19 protein-coding genes are annotated in these 17,814 nt (G+C 71.4%); 9 read left to right on the top strand and 10 right to left on the bottom strand.

Annotated features, from left to right (window positions below):
- Positions 1-9: 9 nt before the first annotated feature.
- Both MKK82_RS01625 and MKK82_RS01620 read left to right on the top strand, forming a co-directional pair.
- Positions 10-306, top strand: coding sequence for a hypothetical protein (locus tag MKK82_RS01625; RefSeq protein ID WP_238292110.1), 297 nt, complete (start codon positions 10-12; stop codon positions 304-306).
- Positions 307-355: 49 nt separating this feature from the next.
- Positions 356-811: an SRPBCC domain-containing protein gene (locus MKK82_RS01620; protein WP_243984446.1), complete on the top strand. Its 456-nt coding sequence runs from the start codon at positions 356-358 to the stop codon at positions 809-811.
- Between the two features lie 80 nt (positions 812-891).
- Here MKK82_RS01620 and MKK82_RS01615 read toward each other — a convergent pair whose 3' ends face one another.
- Entirely contained in the window at positions 892-1,143 is a 252-nt protein-coding gene (locus MKK82_RS01615; RefSeq protein ID WP_238292115.1) for a hypothetical protein, read from the bottom strand.
- 141 nt (positions 1,144-1,284) lie between these two features.
- On the opposite strand from MKK82_RS01615, the gene MKK82_RS01610 reads away from it, so the two are divergent.
- From MKK82_RS01610 to MKK82_RS01600, 3 genes are all read left to right on the top strand, one after another.
- Entirely contained in the window at positions 1,285-2,013 is a 729-nt protein-coding gene (locus tag MKK82_RS01610) for a spermidine synthase (protein ID WP_238292117.1), read from the top strand.
- 61 nt (positions 2,014-2,074) lie between these two features.
- Positions 2,075-2,281 (top strand): hypothetical protein, encoded by a 207-nt coding sequence (locus MKK82_RS01605; protein ID WP_238292119.1) that lies wholly within the window; start codon positions 2,075-2,077, stop codon positions 2,279-2,281.
- 341 nt (positions 2,282-2,622) lie between these two features.
- Entirely contained in the window at positions 2,623-3,114 is a 492-nt protein-coding gene (locus MKK82_RS01600) for a hypothetical protein (RefSeq protein WP_238292120.1), read from the top strand.
- Positions 3,115-3,136: 22 nt separating this feature from the next.
- Here the strand turns inward: MKK82_RS01600 and MKK82_RS01595 are convergent, their stop codons facing one another.
- Positions 3,137-3,502 carry a hypothetical protein gene (locus MKK82_RS01595; RefSeq protein ID WP_238292122.1) on the bottom strand — a complete coding sequence of 122 codons (366 nt, stop codon included), beginning with the start codon at positions 3,500-3,502 and terminating at the stop codon, positions 3,137-3,139.
- A gap of 172 nt (positions 3,503-3,674) precedes the next feature.
- Positions 3,675-4,637, bottom strand: a complete 963-nt coding sequence (locus tag MKK82_RS01590) for a LysR family transcriptional regulator (RefSeq protein ID WP_238292124.1) — start codon at positions 4,635-4,637, stop codon at positions 3,675-3,677.
- Positions 4,638-4,738: 101 nt separating this feature from the next.
- Here MKK82_RS01590 and MKK82_RS01585 point away from each other — a divergent pair, with 101 nt between their 5' ends.
- Genes MKK82_RS01585 through MKK82_RS01575 form a run of 3 tightly spaced genes read left to right on the top strand, consistent with a single transcriptional unit; the run spans position 4,739 to position 6,606 of the window.
- Positions 4,739-5,359: a YceI family protein gene (locus MKK82_RS01585; protein WP_243984445.1), complete on the top strand. Its 621-nt coding sequence runs from the start codon at positions 4,739-4,741 to the stop codon at positions 5,357-5,359.
- Positions 5,360-5,383: 24 nt separating this feature from the next.
- Positions 5,384-5,989 carry a cytochrome b gene (locus tag MKK82_RS01580; protein ID WP_243984443.1) on the top strand — a complete coding sequence of 202 codons (606 nt, stop codon included), beginning with the start codon at positions 5,384-5,386 and terminating at the stop codon, positions 5,987-5,989.
- Positions 5,986-6,606, top strand: coding sequence for a YceI family protein (locus tag MKK82_RS01575; RefSeq protein ID WP_238292130.1), 621 nt, complete (start codon positions 5,986-5,988; stop codon positions 6,604-6,606). Before MKK82_RS01580 ends, MKK82_RS01575 begins: the two co-directional genes overlap by 4 nt.
- Positions 6,607-6,614: 8 nt before the next feature.
- Here MKK82_RS01575 and MKK82_RS01570 read toward each other — a convergent pair whose 3' ends face one another.
- From MKK82_RS01570 to MKK82_RS01560, 3 genes are all read right to left on the bottom strand, one after another.
- Positions 6,615-7,193 (bottom strand): GNAT family N-acetyltransferase, encoded by a 579-nt coding sequence (locus MKK82_RS01570; protein ID WP_238292132.1) that lies wholly within the window; start codon positions 7,191-7,193, stop codon positions 6,615-6,617.
- Positions 7,193-9,538: an Orn/Lys/Arg decarboxylase N-terminal domain-containing protein gene (locus MKK82_RS01565; protein WP_238292134.1), complete on the bottom strand. Its 2,346-nt coding sequence runs from the start codon at positions 9,536-9,538 to the stop codon at positions 7,193-7,195. The genes MKK82_RS01570 and MKK82_RS01565 overlap by 1 nt, the downstream gene beginning before the upstream one ends.
- Before the next feature lie 353 nt (positions 9,539-9,891).
- Positions 9,892-10,872 (bottom strand): hydroxyacid dehydrogenase, encoded by a 981-nt coding sequence (locus MKK82_RS01560; protein WP_238292136.1) that lies wholly within the window; start codon positions 10,870-10,872, stop codon positions 9,892-9,894.
- A 355-nt stretch (positions 10,873-11,227) separates the two neighbouring features.
- On the opposite strand from MKK82_RS01560, the gene MKK82_RS01555 reads away from it, so the two are divergent.
- Positions 11,228-11,983, top strand: coding sequence for a hypothetical protein (locus MKK82_RS01555; protein ID WP_238292138.1), 756 nt, complete (start codon positions 11,228-11,230; stop codon positions 11,981-11,983).
- A gap of 9 nt (positions 11,984-11,992) precedes the next feature.
- Here the strand turns inward: MKK82_RS01555 and metB are convergent, their stop codons facing one another.
- The 4 genes from metB to MKK82_RS01535 form a co-directional block, all read right to left on the bottom strand.
- Positions 11,993-13,153: a cystathionine gamma-synthase gene (metB, locus tag MKK82_RS01550; protein WP_238292140.1), complete on the bottom strand. Its 1,161-nt coding sequence runs from the start codon at positions 13,151-13,153 to the stop codon at positions 11,993-11,995.
- Between the two features lie 136 nt (positions 13,154-13,289).
- Positions 13,290-14,174 carry a BLUF domain-containing protein gene (locus MKK82_RS01545; protein ID WP_238292142.1) on the bottom strand — a complete coding sequence of 295 codons (885 nt, stop codon included), beginning with the start codon at positions 14,172-14,174 and terminating at the stop codon, positions 13,290-13,292.
- Between the two features lie 26 nt (positions 14,175-14,200).
- The gene (locus tag MKK82_RS01540) at positions 14,201-15,928 is read right to left on the bottom strand and encodes a putative bifunctional diguanylate cyclase/phosphodiesterase (RefSeq protein ID WP_238292144.1); all 1,728 of its coding nucleotides are present in this window, start codon (positions 15,926-15,928) and stop codon (positions 14,201-14,203) included.
- A gap of 193 nt (positions 15,929-16,121) precedes the next feature.
- Positions 16,122-17,069: an acetamidase/formamidase family protein gene (locus tag MKK82_RS01535; RefSeq protein WP_243984441.1), complete on the bottom strand. Its 948-nt coding sequence runs from the start codon at positions 17,067-17,069 to the stop codon at positions 16,122-16,124.
- Between the last annotated feature and the right edge of the window lie 745 nt (positions 17,070-17,814).

Here is a 17,814-nt window from a genome sequence, read left to right as displayed (position 1 = left end):
GGTTCTCCCATGTCCGACGACAACGTCATTCGCCCGGCCTTCGGCAACCGTCGTCCACCCGTGGAGCCGGATGCCGCGCAGCCGCCCCTGCGCGTCCTCGGCACCGGCGCCGGTCACCGGGTCGGATTGATCCGGGATCCGTCGGCCGAGGAGGGCGACGTGGTCCGGGTCGTGGTCGGACCGGAGGAGGGGATGATGGTCGAGACCGTGGCGCTGCTGCCGGTCGCCGAGGGGGCGGAGGCGGAGGCGGAGCGGATCGGTTTCGCGATCCTGCGGACGCTGGAGGTCCTCGAGGGGGCGATCTGAGCCGCGCGACGCCGGATCTCCGGGGAGGCCCGTTTGCCGGGAGGGATGCATGACGGTCAGCCGGATCAGCAGCGCCGAGATCCCGATTCCGGCACGGGCCGGGACGGTCTGGTCCGTGCTGACGGACCTGGAATCCTATCCGGCGTGGAATCCCTTCATCCGCAAGGCGGAGGGCGGGCGGCGCAGGGAAGCGCGCTGGCGCCTGGAGCTCACCCTGAACGGCCGCTCATACCTGACGCTGCGGGTTCAGGTGACCTGCTGGGAGCCGGGCCGGCGGCTGACGTGGCGCGGCGGGCTCGCGCGGCCGCACCTGCTGACGGGCTGCCACGACGTCCGCATCATCGAGACCCGGCAGGGCGTCAGCCTCGTCCAGGCGCAGACCTTCGCGGGGCTGCTCGCACCGGGCCTGTTCCCGTGGCTGCGGCCCCGCCTCCAGGCCCGGTGCGCAGAGATGAACGAGGCGCTGCGGGAGGAGGTCGCCCGCCGGCTCGCCGAGACGGCCTGACCGGCCCGCACACGGTCTCGACGGGCGCGGTCATCGGGGCCGGGTGGCGCGGTCCGGGCTCGGGCTGGACGCGCCCCGCCTCACGCCACCGGCTTCGGCTTGACGATGGGCGAGCGCGTCAGGCTCTGGATCTCGCGGCCCGGCCGCCCGGCCTTGCGGGCGATCTCCTCCTCCTGCTCGGCGATGAGCTGCCGGGCCGGCTCGTCGCCGTCCAAACCGCCGAGGATCTCCACTGGCACGCGCCGGTTGGAGGCCCGAGACCCGTCCGTGTAGACGATGTCGAACATAATGAAGCCCCGCTCCTGCGGTCTGGACTTGATGCGCTTGGCCATAGGTGCTGATACGCCGCCGGAATCGATCGCGGCAAGGCACGGTTCCGGGCACGGGGTTGCGCAGCGCGCACAGGCCGCACCCGTGGACCGCCCCGCCCGTGCCGTGATCCTCTTCCGCCCGCCAAGTGTAAGGACGCCCCCGTGATACCCTGGGTTCATCTCGACACCGGCAGCGTGCCCGGTGGCGGCACCGACCTGCGCCTGATGCGGCGGGGCGACGAGTTCGCGATCCTGGCCGACACGATCGAGCTGATGAACAACCGCCGCAGCGGCTCCGAGGTGGCGCTCGCCGCGCTGACCTGTGCCCGGCTGAAGGATCGACCCCGGGCCCGGATCCTGATCGGTGGCCTCGGCATGGGCTTCACCCTGCGGGCGGCCCTCGACGGGCTCGGCCCGGAGGCGCAGGTGGTGGTGGCCGAGCTGGTCCCCGCGGTGATCGCCTGGGCGCGGGGACCCCTGGCGCACGTCTTCGCCGGCTGCCTGGACGACCCGCGGGTCGACCTGCAGGAGGCCGACGTGAACCGCCTGATCCAGGCGGGCCCGGACCGGTACGACGCGATCCTGCTCGACGTCGACAACGGCCCCGAGGGGCTGATGCGCCGGGCGAACGACCGGCTCTACGACAATTGGGGCCTCAAGCGCGCCCGGTGGGCGCTGCGGCCGGGGGGCATCCTGGGCGTGTGGTCGGGCGCCCCGGACCGGAAGTTCAAGGGCCGTCTGCAACGCTCGGGCTTCGCGGTGGAGGAGATGCGGGTCCACGCGAGCGGCCGCGGCAGCGGACCCAAGCACGTCGTCTGGCTGGGCCTGCGGACCGAGGGCGCGGGAGAGACGTCCAGGACCGAAGCCGGCCGGTCCCGAGCGGCCCGGTAGCCGCTGCCACTCACGGTCGCACCCCCTATCCCGGCACCGCCCGATCCCGCACATTCTACGCATGGGTGCGAATGGCGGGCATCTCTACACGGTCGAGGTCAGGCCGAGCCGGCACGATCCCGGCCGGTTCACCTGGGCGATCCGCGACCGCGGCAAGCTGGTCCGCGGGTCGTACCGCCCGCATGCCTCGGAGCGGGCGGCCCGCGCCGTCGCCCTGGCCGAGGTTGAGCGCCTGATCGGACACGACGACCGTCCGGATATGCCGTAGGGGCGTGTTGCCATGCTCCCCGGGAATGCGGGATCGATCGGACCCCGTTACCTATGCATGTCTCTCGGGCCGCCTGACCGTTGCATGCCGCAATGCGGTATCCTATCTGTGCAGTGCGGGATCGCGATGGCGTCGCGGTCCCGCAGCCCTTCTTGGGCGTTTCCTCCCTAGACTTCGGGCCGCTCCTTCGGGAGTGGCCTTTTTTCTGTCCGGTCGTGCGACCCGAGGCGCGCCTGCGATTCCGATCCCGCGGAACCAGGAGCTTGGCCGTTCGTTTTTCCGCTATGGAACACTTCCGGTCTACCCTCGCAACCACTGCCATTGCCGTATTCGGGCTGGTCGTGGCCGCGCGTAGTCTGCATCCGGGCATTGCTGAGCCACAGGCCGGCTCGATCCGGCCCGTCGCCGCCGCGCCGGTGGCGTGGACGGACCCGCCGGCCCGCGTCGCCGCCCCGGAGACGACCGGCACGATCCGGGCCGATGCCCGCGCTGATGCCCGCGCCACTTCGGATGACCTTCCCCGGGCCGTGCCGGCGCCGCAGCGCGTCGCCGTGATGCCGCCCGGCGCGATGCCGGCTCTGCCGCTTCCGGGGGAGATGGCCGGCCCGGCCGAGCCGCTTCGGAAGACCGCGATGGCACGCCGGCCCCGGGCCTCCGAGCGCGCGGCGCATCGGAATACGCGGCTGCGCCACGCGGCCCTCGCCCGCACCGCGACCGCCGACCGGGCCGCCGTCGCGCCCGCCGCCCCCCAATCCACCCCGGCCGCCCCGGCCGCGAAGATCGATCCGATCGGCGACATCCTCCGCGGCCTCGGCATCGGCCGCGATAGCTGACCCGATCCCCGGACCGGTCGGTCTACTGGACGTGAATGGTCAGCTTCATCTTCGGGTGGATGCCGCACTGGATCACGAAGTCGCCCGGCTCGGCCAGCGTCAGGTGCGTCTCGGTGCCGGGTTCCTGGTCACCGGCATCGAAGGAGAACCGGTCCGTCTCGATGAAGGCGTGGTGGATCAGGCTCTCGTCGCCGTTGCGCAGCGTGATCGTGTCGCCGCGGCGCAGGTACAGATCGGTCGGCATGTAGTGGCGTCCCTTCTGCAGAACGATGCGGGCCGCACTCGACAGCGACGCGAAGGCCGGCGCCCCCGCGAGGCCCGATCCGGCCAGCGCGAGCGCGCCGACGACGAGAAGGGTGGTGTGCAGGCACCTGCTGCGAAGGGGCATGACGGGCGTCCGCGCGAGAATTGATGCGGTCCGGCGCCGCGGAGCGGCCGCCGTGCGGCTCGGGACGCCGCTGCACCGCATCGTGCAGGCGAGCCCTCAAAACCGGGATACGCCGGCCGATACAATTTTATCGATTTAGCGCTATTTAGCGCGCTTATAGTGATGACCTTAGCTAGTTGCCTGTATTCGTGGCACAAATTATCGGCCTTGCTGGGCTTTCATCACACGTCGTGAGCGCGCCGCGCACGTGTTCCCGGAACACCTGAACCCGGGCCGGCAACTCGCGGCCCGCGAGGGTGACGGCCCGCAGATGCGCGCCCCGGGTTGCCCAGGGGCTCAGGACGCGCACGATCTGGCCTGCCGCCACGGCACGGGCGGCGACGAGGCTCGGGAGATGGCCGATCCCGGCCCCCGCCAGGGTCAACCGGTGGGCGGTGGCGAAGTCGCTGACGCGGATCGCCGGAGTGACGGCCAGCGGCTCTGTGCGGCCCTGCCCGTCGGTGAGGGCCAGTCCCCCGGTACCGAACCGTTCGCGGGCGAGGATCAGGTCATGGTCGCGCAGCCCGGCGAGGTCCGTCGGGGCCGGGCGGCGCAGGAGGTAGCGGGGGGCGGCGTAGAAGCCGACCGCCAGGGTCGCCAGCACCAGCGCGCGGTAGCCGGTCTCCTCCGCGCCGCCGAGCCGTAGGGCGAGGTCGATCCGGTTGGCCGCGAGGTCGAGGCGCGCGTCGGTGTTCAGCATCTCCACGGTGATCTGCGGGTAGGCTTCCCGGAAGCTCGCGACGATCTCGGGCATCACCTCGATGCCGAAATCGATGGAGGTGGTGATCCGCAGATGCCCGGCCGGCACCGTGCGGGCGTCGCGGGCGGTCTCGGCCGCCTCGTCGAGGAGCGTCAGGCTCGCCTGGGCCTTGGCGTAGAAGGCGAGACCCTCGGCGGTCGGCGACACCGCCCGCGAGGTCCGCGCCATCAGGCGGGCGCCCAGCGCCTGCTCCAGGCGGGAGATCCGCCGGCTGACGCTGCCCTTGGTCTCCTGCAGGCTCGCGGCCGCGGCCGTCACCGTGCCGAGATCGACGACGGCGCAGAAGGCCCGCACATCCTCGAGTCCGCCCCGGAAGGTTTCCGATCTCGCAACCATGCGGTTCCGGATAGCAGGCTCAACCGGTCCCGTGAACGGGTCTACAGGGCTGCTGCGGCGCAACGAATCGCGCTCGACCGTCTGCCCTGTAGGAGACACCCTTGAAGTCGATTCTCGCCTCCGGCCTGCTGGCCCTGCTGATCGCCGCCCCGGCCGCCACCGCCGTCCGAGCCCAGACGCCGCCGACCCGCGACCCGGCGCAGATCCAGGCCGGCACCTACGCGGTTGATCCCGGCCACACCCAGGTCGGCTGGCGCGTGTCCCACATGGGCTTCTCGAACTATGCCGGCGGCTTCTCGGACGTGTCCGGCACGCTGGAGCTGCAGCCGAAGAACCCGGCTTCCGCCAAGCTGTCGGTGAAGATCCCGGTCGCCTCGGTGACGACCACCAGCGCCAAGCTCACCGACGAGCTCAAGGGCGACCAGTGGCTCGACGCCGCCAAGTTCCCCGACATGACCTTCGTGTCCACCAAGGTCATGTCGGCCGGCAAGGACCACGCGAAGGTGACGGGCGACCTGACGCTCCATGGCGTGACCAAGCCGGTGACACTGGACGTCACCCTGGTCGGCGCCGGCGTGAACCCGCTGAGCAAGAAGGTCACGGTCGGTTTCGAGGCCACCGGCACGCTCAAGCGTTCCGAGTTCGGGGTGAAGACCTACGTCCCGCTGATCGGCGACGAGCTGCACCTCACCATCGCGGGCGCCTTCGAGCGCCAGGAGTAAGGGCCGCGGGCAGGAGGATCCGCCATGGCGAACGGGGTTTCCGCGCGGCGGTACTCGGCCGTGGCGATCCTGCTGCACTGGGCGAGCGCCCTCGCGGTGCTCGTCCTGATCGGCATCGGGCTGACCATGACCCACGCGGCCCTGGCGCCGCTGCGCCAGTTCCAGCTCTACCAGTGGCACAAGTCGGTCGGCGTCACCGTGCTGGCGCTGACGGCCCTGCGGGTCCTCTGGCGCCTGACCCACCGGCCGCCGCCGCAACCGGCCGGCATGCCGGCACGGGAGCGGCGGGCGGCCGCGGCGGCGCATCACCTGCTCTACCTGCTCCTCGTCGGGCTGCCGTTGACCGGCTGGGCCGTGGTCTCGCTGTCGCCGTTCAACATCCCGACGGTGCTGTACGGGATCGTGCCCTGGCCGCACCTGCCGCTGGCGGGCCTCGTCCCCGACCCCGCCGCCGCCGAGGGGATCCTCAAGCGGGTCCACGCCCTGGGGGCGTGGGTCCTGGCGGCTTTGCTCGCCGTCCACGTGGCGGCGGCCCTGCGCCACCATTTCCTCCTGCGCGACGACGTGCTGCGCCGCATGCTGCCGGGGCGCCGGCCGTCGACCGCCCCGATCGTGGAGCCCACCCGATGAACACGCGTCACCTCGGCCGGCTCGCGGCGCCCCAGAGAGCACTCTCTGGGGTGCTGTTGGGGGCGCTGCTGGGCGCGCTCCCGGGCGCGGCCCTGCCGGCCTCCGCCGCCGAGTGGACGGTGGATCCGGCCAAGAGCGCGATCCGGTTCTCGGGCGTGCAGGTCGGCGTCCCGTTCACCGGGCGGTTCGAGCGGTTCGAGGCCGCGGTGGAGTTCGACCCCGCCAAGCCCGAGGCGGGGCACGCGACCGTGCTGGTCGACCTCGCCAGCGCGCGGACCGGGGACGTCCAGCGCGACGAGGCCCTGCCGCAAAAGGACTGGTTCGACGTCAAGGGGTCGAGCACGGCCCGCTTCGAGGCGACCCGCTTCGTCGACAAGGGGCAGGGCGACTACGCTGCCACCGGGACGCTGACGATCCGCGGCACGAGCCGGCCCGTGACGCTGCCGTTCCACCTGGCCGTCGAAGGCGGCGCGGCGCACGCCACCGGGCGGGTCGGTCTCGTCCGAACCGAGTTCGGCGTCGGGCAGGGGGCCTGGGCCTCGGGCCAGTGGGTGGCGCTCGATGTCGGCGTCGAGGTCGACCTCGTCGCGACGGCGCGGTCCGCCTCAGGCCACTGAGCCACCCGCTACCCCGGCCGGTCCCCCGACCCCGTCCCCAGCGCGCGCTGGACCATCACGCTGTCCGACCAGTGGCCGTACTTGAAGCCCACCGCCCGCAGGTAGCCGACCCGCTCGAACCCGCAGGCCTCGTGGAGGCGCAGGGACGCCGCGTTCTCGGCGTCGATGTAGCCGATCATCTGGCGGTAGCCGCCCGCCGCGCAGGCCTCGATCAGGGCCGGCAGGAGCCGTCGGCCGATCCCGGCATGGAGGTGGTCGGGATGCACGTAGATCGAGTGCTTGAGGGTGTAGCGGTAGGCCGGGCGCTTCCGGAACGGCACCGCGTAGGCGTAGCCCGCCACCGCGCCGTCCCGGTCGGCCACCAAGTGCGGCAGGCGCTTCTTGCGCATGGTCTTGCGCCGCCGCTTCAGGTCGTCGGGGAGCAGCCGGTCCTCCTCGGCGACGCCGACATCAGTCACGCCCTTGCCGATATGGTGCTCGTAGATCGCCACCATCGCCTCGACATCGGCGTCCGAGGAGGCGCGGATGACGATGTCGGGGCAGGCACGGGACGGGAGCAGGCCGGGCGCCTCGACCTCGATCTCCATCAGGCCCCCTCCCGCGCCACGTAGGTGTGGAAGCGGATCCGCCCGTCCGGGTCGACCTCGCGGTAGACGCCCTGGATCTCGGCCTCGAAGCCCGGGAACAGGTTGGCCGAGGCCTCGAACATCTTGAAATAGTCGAGCATCGGCTTGGCGCGCTCGTCCAGGCGCTCGCCCGGCAGCACCGTGCCGATGCCCGGCGGGTAGACCAGCATCAGCGTGGTGGCGATCCGCCCCTCGGCCTCGGCGATCGGCACGTAGTCGACCTTGTTGCGGGTCAGCAGCTGGGCGGCGCGCTTGGGCGGCATCACCATCTCGGGCAGGTGTTCCGGCGCGAACTGGCGCCGCTGCAGCGCGGAGGTGCCGGCCTCCCGGTGGAAGGCGTGGAGCTCGCTGCAGAGGTCGCGCAGGCGCACGCCGCGGTAGCGGTTCGGCCGGCGGTTGACGAATTCCGGCATGGCCTCCTCCAGCGGGGCGTTGTCGTCGTGGTACCGCTTGAAGGCGACGAGGCCCGAGATCAGCGTGCCGGCCTTGGAGGATTCGACCCCCGGGGTCAGCAGGAAGAGCAGCGAGTTCAGGTCGTTCTTCTCGGCGACGATCCGGTTCTCACGCAGGTATTGCGCCACGATCGGGGCCGGCACGCCGTGCTCCGCGTAGGCCCCCGTGTGCCGGTCGAAGCCGGGGGTCAGCACCGTCAGCTTGTTCGGGTCGGTGATGGCGTAGCCCGGCGCCACGTGGGTGAAGCCGTGCCAGCGGGCGCCCGGCTTCAGCTCCCAGTGGCGAGGCGTCGCGGCGAGCTCGTCGGTGGGCACGCTCTCCCACGGCACCTCGGCGCCGTCGGCGTTCCGGGTCACGTCCGGCACGAAGGGATCGAAGAACCAGCGCCGCGCCGGGTCGCGCTCGTTCTCCTCGAACTCGCGCCGGATCGCCCGGACCTTCTTGCGCCACTCGATCCCGAGCCGGATCGTGTCGTCCCACAGGATCATGCCGGAGCGCCCCTTCATCATCTGGGCGCCGACATCGAGGGAGGCGAAGAGCGGGTAGAAGGGCGACGTCGAGGCGTGGACGAGGAAGCTCTCGTTCAGCCGCTTGTGCTCGACCCGCCGGGTCTGGCCGCGGATGTGCCCGTCCCGGGTGTGGATCTGCGAGGCCTGGGAGAAGCTCGCGAGCTGCTTGTGGGTCGATTGCGTGGCGACGATGCCGGGCGAGGTCTCATCGAGGCCGGTCAGCCCCATGGCGAAGCGCCGCGCGTAGAGCGGGTGGAACTTCATGAAGCCCGCCCAGGCCTCGTCAAACAGGATGTAGTCGCAGAGGTGGCCGATCTTCTCCAGGATCTCCTGGGCGTCGTAGATCGTGCCGTCGTAGGTGCACTGCTCGATCACCGCGACGCGGAACGGCCGCTCCCGGCGCCACGCCTCCGGATCGGTCACCAGCGGGTTGCGGCGGATCTTCTCCCGGATCCGGGTCTCGTCCAGGGCCTCGTGGAAGATCGGTCCGATCAGCCCGTAGGCGTTGCGGTCGGTCTCCAGGAAGATCGGGATGCCGCCGCCCAGGAACAGGGCGCCGTGATGGGCCGCCTTGTGGTTGTTGCGGTCGAACAGGACGAGGTCGTCCTCGGCCACCAGGGAGGACAGGACGATCTTGTTCGAGGCCGAGGTGCCGTTGAGGACGAAGTAGGTCTTCTCCGCCCCGAAGATCTTGGCGGCCTCCTTCTGGGCCTTCAGCGCCGGCCCCTCGTGGGTCAAGAGGTCGCCGAGGTCGAGCACCGAGTTGTCGAGATCGTCGCGGAAGATCGCCTCGCCGAGGTGCTCCACGAAGATCCGGCCGATCGGCGACCGGTTGTAGAAGATGCCGCCGTTGTGGCCCGGGCAGGTCCAGAGCTGGTTGCCCTTCTCGGCGTAGTCGACCAGCGCGCCGAAGAACGGCGTCTTGAGGGTCTGGGCGTACTGCGTCACCCGGCTGACGAGGCCGCGGGCGATGAATTCCGGCGTCTCCTCGGCGAGGAAGATGTAGCCGTCGATGAAGTCGAGGAGCTCGACCGGGATGTCCTCCAGCCGCTTGCGGCGGACCATGATGACGATCGGCATCTCCAGGCCGCGCTTGCGCATCATGTCGATGAGGGCGGCGGCCTTGCCGTCGAGGCCGCGCTTGCCCCAGTCGACCACGAGGCAGCCGACCGCCGCGTCGGTCTGCACCGCGATGGCGGCGTCCTCCACCCGCCGGGCGCGCACCACCTCGAAGCCGCGCTGCTCCACGGCCGCCACGATCTGGTTGACCCGCGCGCCCTCCAGGTCATCCGGGTCGAAGGCCGGAGCGCACATCAGGACCGTGAAGCGGCGGTGGAAGTCCATGGAGCCCTCTCTGGCCTCGGATGCAGCGGGTGGCTTTCCGGCCCGTCTGCGACGATTGCATGACACGGCGCGCGGCGGGCGGTCGCGGTCCGGACGAAACGCGTGATCTGGGCCGGTCAGGAGCCCCGCGCGTCCGCGGAGGTCCGGCCGTCGCGAACTGCGATGCTCACGCGGGTCCGACCGCTCCGCGCATTCCCGCCACGGATCTCGAGCGTGCCCGCCAGGGGCTTGATGGAGGAGCGAACGGGGGAGGCTTGCTGCGCCGCGCTGTCGGGATCGGGCGCGGGCCTCCTCTCTGGTCCGGGAGGGGGCCGCGCCCTTCAGAGCTCGCGGCGGCAAGCCGCCTCCGGGCATCACGGCGCGCGGCGCCGCTCCCAGACAGCCGGATTGACCAGCCCGCCCGGCCGCCGGCCGGCCAGCACATCGACCACGCGGGCCGCGGCGGTCTCGGCGGTGCGGATCAGGGCCGCCCCGGTGGAGCCGCCGACATGGGGCGTCAGGATCGCCCGCGCCTGGCGGGCCAGGGGGTGATCTGCCGGCAGCGGCTCCTGCGCGAAGACGTCGAGACCGGCGCCCGCGATCGTGCCGGTCTCCAGGGCTTCGACCAGGGCGGCCTCGTCGATGAGACCGCCGCGACTGGTGTTGATCAGGAACGCGTCCGGCTTCATCCGGGCGAGCTGGTCCCGGCCGATCAGCCCGCGGGTGTCCGGGGTCAACGGTACGTGAAGGGAAACGATGTCGGCCTCGGCCAGGAGCGCGTCGACCGAGGGGGCCCGCAGGGCGCCGGCAGTGGCGAAATCGGCGTCCGGGCGGCTCGGCCCGTAGGCCAGCACCCGCAGGCCCAGGGCGGTGCCGAGCCGGGCGGTCGCCTGCCCGATCGCCCCGAAGCCGACGAGGCCGAGGGTCAGGCCGGCGAGTTCGACGAGGCGAGCCGTGAACTTGAAGCTGTCGTCGCCATCCCGGACCGAGCGGTCGGCGCCCGGCAGCGCCTTCGCCAGGGCAAAGATCAGCGCCAGGGTCTGCTCGGCCACCGATACGGCGTTGGCCCCGGGCGTGTTGACCACGACGATCCCGGCCTCGGTGGCCGCCGTCTTGGCCACGTGGTCGGTGCCGGTCCCGTGCACGCCGATGACCCGCAAATCCGGCGCCGCCGCGATGGCCTGGGCCGGAAAGCCGGTGTTCCGGGTAATGACGGCGACACATCCGGCGACCTCGCGCGCCAGGGTCTCGGCGTCGGTGCCGCTGGCGGGGCGCGGCTCCAACCCCGCCGCACGCAGCCGGTCGAGGCCCGCCGCGTGGATCGGCTGGACGATGAGGCACGGACCGGTGATCACGGGCGAGGCAGCCTTTGCGGATGATGAGCGAGGGGCGGCAAGTCCTTTGCCGCAATCCTCTTGGGCGCTCGCCGCCGAGGTGGCAACCGCCTCACCCGGCGGTCTGCTTGGTGCAGGGGCCGGTGGAACGCTCGGCAGGCAGGCGCGGGGCCCCGCGGCGCGCGCCGATCCGTTCCTATTGGAGGGCCGATGTTTCACGGGAAACACAAGCTTAACCTTGAGCGGAGGCTGGCTCCGGAATGCGGCGCAGCCACATACGGATTTCGGCGTCGTCGCTCTGCCCGCCGCGGAACCGGATCGCTGTTGCATCGGCGCCGTCGCGTCCCGGGCGGCCGCGGGTTACCACCGGCCGGGCATGACGACATCCAGCTGGCGAACCCTCCGCAACGTGCAGGCCCGGGCGAGACTGGAGCGGGCCTTGCCGCCCATCTTCCCGGCCCCCGTGCTTCGGCATGCCCTGGCGCGTCCGCTAATTCCACCGACACCGCGGCTCGCCGTCGAGAGCTACTGGCGCGCCCACATCCTCCGCGCGGATCAACTCGCGCGGGCCCTGGCGGCCCGGTCGGGCACACCGGAGGGCTGGACGTGGCAGCTCGGCGCGGAGGGGCGATCCGGGAGTTTCCGAACGCCGCCCGCACCCTTCCGCGATCCGGCCTACGCCCGCGGCCGCGGCGCCTGCTGCATCTGCGGCCAGCCCGTCTATCGGTTCGGCTGGCACCAAGATCTCTGGGGGAGCGGCGCACCCAACGCCCGGGCCGGCTGGCACGCGGCCTGCGTCACCGCCTGGAAGTTCTGGATCGCGCCGCACGCGCAAGTGCGGTCGCTCAAGCTTCGCCAGCGCCACCGCTGCGCGACCTCGGGAAAGCGGTTGCTGCGCACCGCCGAGGTCGATCACGCGCTGCCGCTCTACCGGGTCTGGCGGGAGCACCGCGCGGCTCCTTGGCCGGAACTGCTCGGCTACTGGGGTGCGCCGAACCTGCAGGTGGTCAACCGGGCGGTCCACGTCGACAAGTGTCGCGACGAGGCGGCCGAGCGGTCCCAGACCCTGCGCCTCTCGCGGTTCACGGTGATCGAGGACGATGGGGGGTTCCAGGTGATCGAGGACGCGTGAGCCTCCGGCTCAGCCGCCCAGAGCCGCCAGGCCGCGGGACAGGTCCGCCAGCAGATCCTCCTCGGCCTCCAGCCCGACCGAGAGGCGCAGCAGCCCATCGGTGATGCCCGCGATGGCGCGCGCCTCTGGGTCCATCGCCGCGTGCGTCATGGTCGGCGGATGAGCCACGAGGCTCTCGACACCCCCGAGCGACTCCGCCAGCGTGAAGACCTGCAGCGCCTCGACGAAGCGCCGCACGGCGTCGCGCCCGCCCGCAAGCTCGAAGCTCAACATGGCGCCGAACCCGGCCTGCTGCGTCCGGGCAAGGGCGTGCCCCGGATGCGACGGCAGACCCGGGTAGTGGACGCGGCTCACCGCCGGATGCACCTCCAGGAAGGCCGCCAGCGCCGCGGCGTTCCGCTGTTGCTGCTCCACCCGCACGAACAGCGTGCGCAGGCCCCGGAGGGTCAGGTAGGCGTCCAGCGGCGATCCCGTAACGCCGATCGTGTTCGCCCAGGCGGCGAGATCCTCGCCGACCGCCTTGTCGGCCGCGACGACGACACCGCCGATGACGTCGGAATGGCCGTTGAGGAACTTCGTCGTCGAGTGGACGACGAGATCCGCCCCGAGGGCGATCGGCCGCTGCAGGGCCGGCGACAGGAAGGTGTTGTCCACCACGGCCAGCGCGCCAGCGGCCTTCGCGTCCGCGGTGAGGCGCCGGACATCCACCACCCGCATCAGCGGATTGCTGGGGGTCTCGATGAGCACGACCTTGGGGGCCTCGGCCAGCGCCGCGGCGACCGCGTCGGGGTCGGTCTGGTCGACGAACGCCACGCGGTAGTGGCCCCGGGCGCCGCGCATGCTGAGGAGGCGATGGGTGCCGCCGTAGCAATCGTGGGGTGCGACCAGCAGATCGCCGGGGCGCAGGCTCGACAGGGCGAGATCCAGCGCCGCCATGCCGCTGGCGACCATGACCGCCCGGGCGCCGCCCTCGAGCTTGGCGATCGTGTCGGCGAGCTGGTCGCGCGTCGGGTTGCCGAGGCGGGAGTAGTCGTAAGGTCCGGGTTGCTCGAAGGCCGGGAACTTGAAGGTGGTGGACAGATGGATCGGCGCGATGACTGCGCCGAAGGCCGTATCCTGCGCGACGCCGTTGGTCGCCGCGATCGTGCGCGCCGCTAAGTCCGCTGCCATCGGCTGTTCCCTCCTGCGCCGTTTCCGTGCCGCCTCGGAGACTCGGCACGTCCGGCGCGTTCTTTATGGAGAACGGAACAGACTTTCAAGAGAACGGACCGCGCCTTTCGGCCGCCGGCGATCCCGCGTGTGCCGGTCAGGCGGCGCGCGCGTCGGAGACGGGACGCGGGGGAACCGCATCCAGCATGCCCTGCACGGCATCGGCTTCCCGCACCATGACCTGCGCGAGGTGCCGAGCCCGCCCGGCCCAGAGGTCCCGTTCCTCCCGCAGGCCGTGGAGCCGACCCTCGGTCGAGGCCAGGGTGATCTGCAGGGCGTCGATCTCGGCCCGCAGGGCGCTGGTACGATCCCGCTCGCTGGCCAGCGCCGCGCTCAGCACGCGGAGAGCCGCTTCGGCGTCATCCCGCGGCGAAGCGGCCCCGCCTCCGGCGGACGGGGCGGCCGGCTCGCGATCCGGAGCGGGGGTGGCGCGGCCGAGCACGGCGACCGGCGCCGTGGCCTCCGGCCGCAGCTGCGCGATCTCCGCGCGCACCTGCGCGACGTCGAGGGTGGCCGCGGCACGGCTCGTCGGCGCCGGCGCTCCGGCCGGAAGGGCCTCTTCCTCCAGCACCAGACCGTGCAGCATGGCGAAGACCCGGTCGCCGTCGAGGCGGGCGAGGTCGAATCCGCTCTCGGCGGCGAGGCTGCTGAACCGGTCCTGCCCCTGGGCGGACTGGCCCACGAACGCCATCGACCAGGTCTCGAAGCCGCGGCTCTCCGCCGGCCCGCATTGCAGGACCGTCACGTCGCCGTGGCGCAGGTCGCGCTGGATCCGCTCGAAGGTGGCCTCGACCCCGCGGCGGGGCCCCTCCAGCACCTGCGCGAAGGCGCCGGCGTTGAACATCAGGGCGCCGGTCACGCCGACGTTCCGGTTGTTCCGCTGGGAGGCGTCCAGGATCTGCCGGACCGCCGCTGTCATCTCGGCCTCCGTTCCCTGGAGCAGGTTCTTGCTGGCGTAGACGAGGCGGTAGAGGTCGCTCATGGCAATGCGTCCGGGTGGGAAGGGGATCAGGCCGGTGGATAGAGGGCGAAGACCTCGGCGAGTTCTGCGGGCGGGACGGGTCTGCTGATGAGGTAGCCCTGGACGTCCGTGCAGCCCTCCAGGCGGATGCGCTGCATCTGCTCGGAGGTTTCGACGCCCTCGGCGACCGTGGTCATGCCCAGACTCTTGCCGAGGCCCGCGATGGCCCGGATGATCGCCTCGCCGTCGGGTTTGGTCGCCAGATCCTTCACGAAGGACCGGTCGATCTTGATCTTGTCGAAGGGGAACGAGCGCAGGTAGCTCAGCGACGAGTAGCCGGTGCCGAAATCGTCCATGGAGACCCGCACGCCGAGTTCCCGCAGCCGATGCAGGGTCTGGAGCGTCTTGGCGTTCTCCTGCAGCAGCACGCCCTCGGTGATCTCTACCTCCAGCCGCTGGGCCGGCAGGCCCGAAGACGCCAGCGCCGAGATGATCGTCTCCACCAGCCGGTCGCTCTTGAACTGTGCGGGCGAGACGTTCACCGCCACCGACATGTGGGACGGCCACGCCATGGCATCGCGGCAGGCCTGCCGGATGACCCACTCGCCGATCGGCACGATCAGGCCGATCTCCTCGGCGAGCGGGATGAAGTCGAGGGGTGACACCAGCCCCCGGTCGGGATGCCGCCAGCGGATCAGGGCCTCGCAGCCGATCAGCGTGCCGCTCTGGAGTTGCAGCTGTGGCTGGTAGTGGAGCTGGAACTCGCGCCGCGCCAGGGCTTGGCGCATGTCGAGTTCGAGCTTGCGGCGCGCCTGCATGCGCGCGTCCATCTCGGGTTCGAAGAACCGGTAGGTGCCGCGCCCGTCGAGCTTGGCCCGGTAGAGCGCGAGGTCGGCGTTCTTCAGGAGCCTGTCGCCGTCCGTCCCGTCCTCCGGGGCGAGCGCGACGCCGACGCTGGCGCCGATGGTCAGGAGGTGACCCTCGACCATGTAGGTCCGGCCGATCAGGTCGACGATCCGGCGGGCGAGCGCCTGCGTGCCCGCCGCGTCGCGCACGCCCGCCTGCAGGATCACGAACTCGTCGCCGCCGATCCGCGCCACCGTATCGGTCGGCCGCACCGTCGAGCGGAGGCGGTCGGCGACCTTCTCCAGCAGGGCGTCGCCGATCGGATGGCCGAGGGTGTCGTTGACCGGCTTGAACCGGTCGAGATCGATCAGCAGCAGGGCACAGGCCTCGCCGTCGCGCGCGAGGCGGGCGAGGGCCTCGGCGAGGCGCTCGCGCAGGTACAGGCGGTTCGGCAGGCCGGTGAGCGGATCGAGGCGGGCCATCGCGTCGGCCCGGGCCTCGATGGCCTTCCGGGTGCTGACATCCTCCAGAGTCATGACCCAGCCTCCGTCCGGCAGGGGCTGGAGTTCCGCCTGGACCGTGTGTTCCGCCCGCCGCAGCTCGAACACGGCGGGCTGGCGCCGGTCGAGCGATCGCCGCAGGGCCAGGAACGCCGCGCGCCGCGACGGGGCAGGTCCACCCCGCACCGCGCGCATCAGCGGAACGGCGGCGGCGTTCGTCCGCAGCCCCACCGACAGGTCGGCCAGGAGCCGCCGCGCGGGGCGGTTGGCGGCGATCACCGTACCGCCGGCATCAATCATCAGCAGGCCCTGCCGGACCGCGTCGAGGTAGGCCTGCAGGGGCTCGACCGGCGCGGCGCCCGGCCGCACCGGGATCGGCCACGCCGCTTCCCGGCGCGACTGGGCGGCAGGCTGGGGATCCGGGCTCATGCCACGTGCCTTGGAATGGGCTGCCGGGCGGCGCGCGGCAGAAGATCGGATTCCAATAGGCCGGTAGAAGCTAATTCGACGTTTAAATGCGCGAGATCGACAGCATTAATCTAAGTTAAATCGTTGATTGATCTGCGTTCATCGCAGCGAGGCCCGCCGTCGCGCTCCGACCCGCGGCGGCGGGCCGGACAGGTCAGGGGATGGTCAGCGCGGCCTTCGGGAGCAGCATGTGGACCCCCTTGTTGCCGTCCACCGTCTGGGTGATCCGCAGGTTCCCGGCGAGCGAGCACAGCATGTAGGCCTGGTTGCGCGTCAGGTGCGTTCGCGCGCAGACGAGGCGCACCATCCCGCGCACGGCCTGGCGCATGGCCTCGTCGAGGCTCTCGTGGAGGCCGATGCTCATCAGGTCGGTCGGGGTCTCGGCGAACGGCCAGGTGCCCTGGAGATCGCGGCGCGCGGTGAGCCGAAAGGTGCCGGTCAGTCCCGTCTCCAGGGCGGTGACGCAGACCTCACCGTCGCCCTGCACGCCGTGGCCATCGCCCGCGTAGAAGCCGCCGCCGCGATTGAACACCGGCAGATAGAGGGACGTGCCGACCTTCAGCTCCTTGTTGTCCATGTTGCCACCGAAGGCCCGCGGCACCGAAGTTCCGACCCGGCCCCAGGCGGCGGGCGGGGCGGTGCCCAGGATGCCGAAGAACGGGTCGAGGGGCAGCTCGGTACCCCAGGGGAGGCGGCAGACGCCCCGGGCCGTGTCGATGTCGGCGTGGACGGTCTCGTAGTCCGTGAACTCGTCCGGCAGGGTGCCGAGCAGCGGCAGGATCGACACGAAGCCCCAATCGAGGCGGAACTTCAGGTCGAGGATGTCGACCTGCAGCATGTCGCCGGGCTCGGCACCCTCCACGTGGATGGGGCCGGTGACGACGTGCGGCCCGAGGCCGCGCTCCAGCGTGTCGAGGGCGTGCCGCAGGTCGGCCGGCACCCGGGCCGGATCGGGATGGAGCGACTCGCGGCCGCCCGCCGGATGGGCGTGCAGGGTGACGGTATCGCCGGACGCCACCGTGAGGACGGGCGGTCGCGCGGCGTCGAAGGTGCCCAGCACCATTGCGTCGGGACGGGCGGGAATCTCGTAGTGACGCGACATGCCGTGTCCTCGTTCGATGCGGGGCGGATGGGCCGGCTCGCAAGTCGTGCGCCCCGACAAGGCTGCCGGAAGGCCCGATGATCCCGGGTCGCGTCGCGGGGTTGCGCCCGCGATCGGGGAGAGGGCCGGCGAACCCGCCGCAGCCCGCATCCCAGCCTGCGTCTTGCGCATCGCGATGCGGTTCACTACATCGGCTTCATCGGCAGCGACGGTACGCCGTCCGCCGATACTTCCATCCGCATCGCCGGCCGGCTTCGACCCTCGGGTCGGGACGCCGACGGGCTTGGGCCAGGCTCAAACCCGGTGCGCGGCGGCTGATGGAGCGTCCATCGTTCAGTGCCGGACAGGGATGACCCCCGGGTCGCCCCGCACGGCGCGTCGTCGACGGAGGCACCGGTGGTCGGCTCGGCCGGTTCGGTTCCGACGCGGGGAAAAAGGGCGGTTGACACGACGGTTCGGGGCAGCCTATACGGCGCCTCCCGACGCGGTCCGGAAGAAAAACGGAGCGGGTCGGACGGACTTCCCGAGGTTTAGAAAAGTAGATCTGGCGAAAGCCGAGGTACTTGACTTCTCCTCAGCCGGTAATTACGAGAGTGATTACTGATCTTTGACAAGTTGGATTGAGGAAGGGAGACGCGGGCGGCGTTTGTCCTTGCGGCCAAGCTTTAGGGCTTGGCGTGAGAGACTTGTGCCGATCTGTTGTTCTTCTTTCTGAGCTCACCGACGGGTGTTTGGCGCTGTGAAG

Source organism: Methylobacterium sp. E-046 (genome assembly GCF_022829625.1).
Taxonomy (GTDB): domain Bacteria; phylum Pseudomonadota; class Alphaproteobacteria; order Rhizobiales; family Beijerinckiaceae; genus Methylobacterium; species Methylobacterium longum.
The sequence above is the reverse complement of the archived record's forward strand: the minus strand, read 5'-3'. Positions and strand labels throughout refer to the sequence as shown.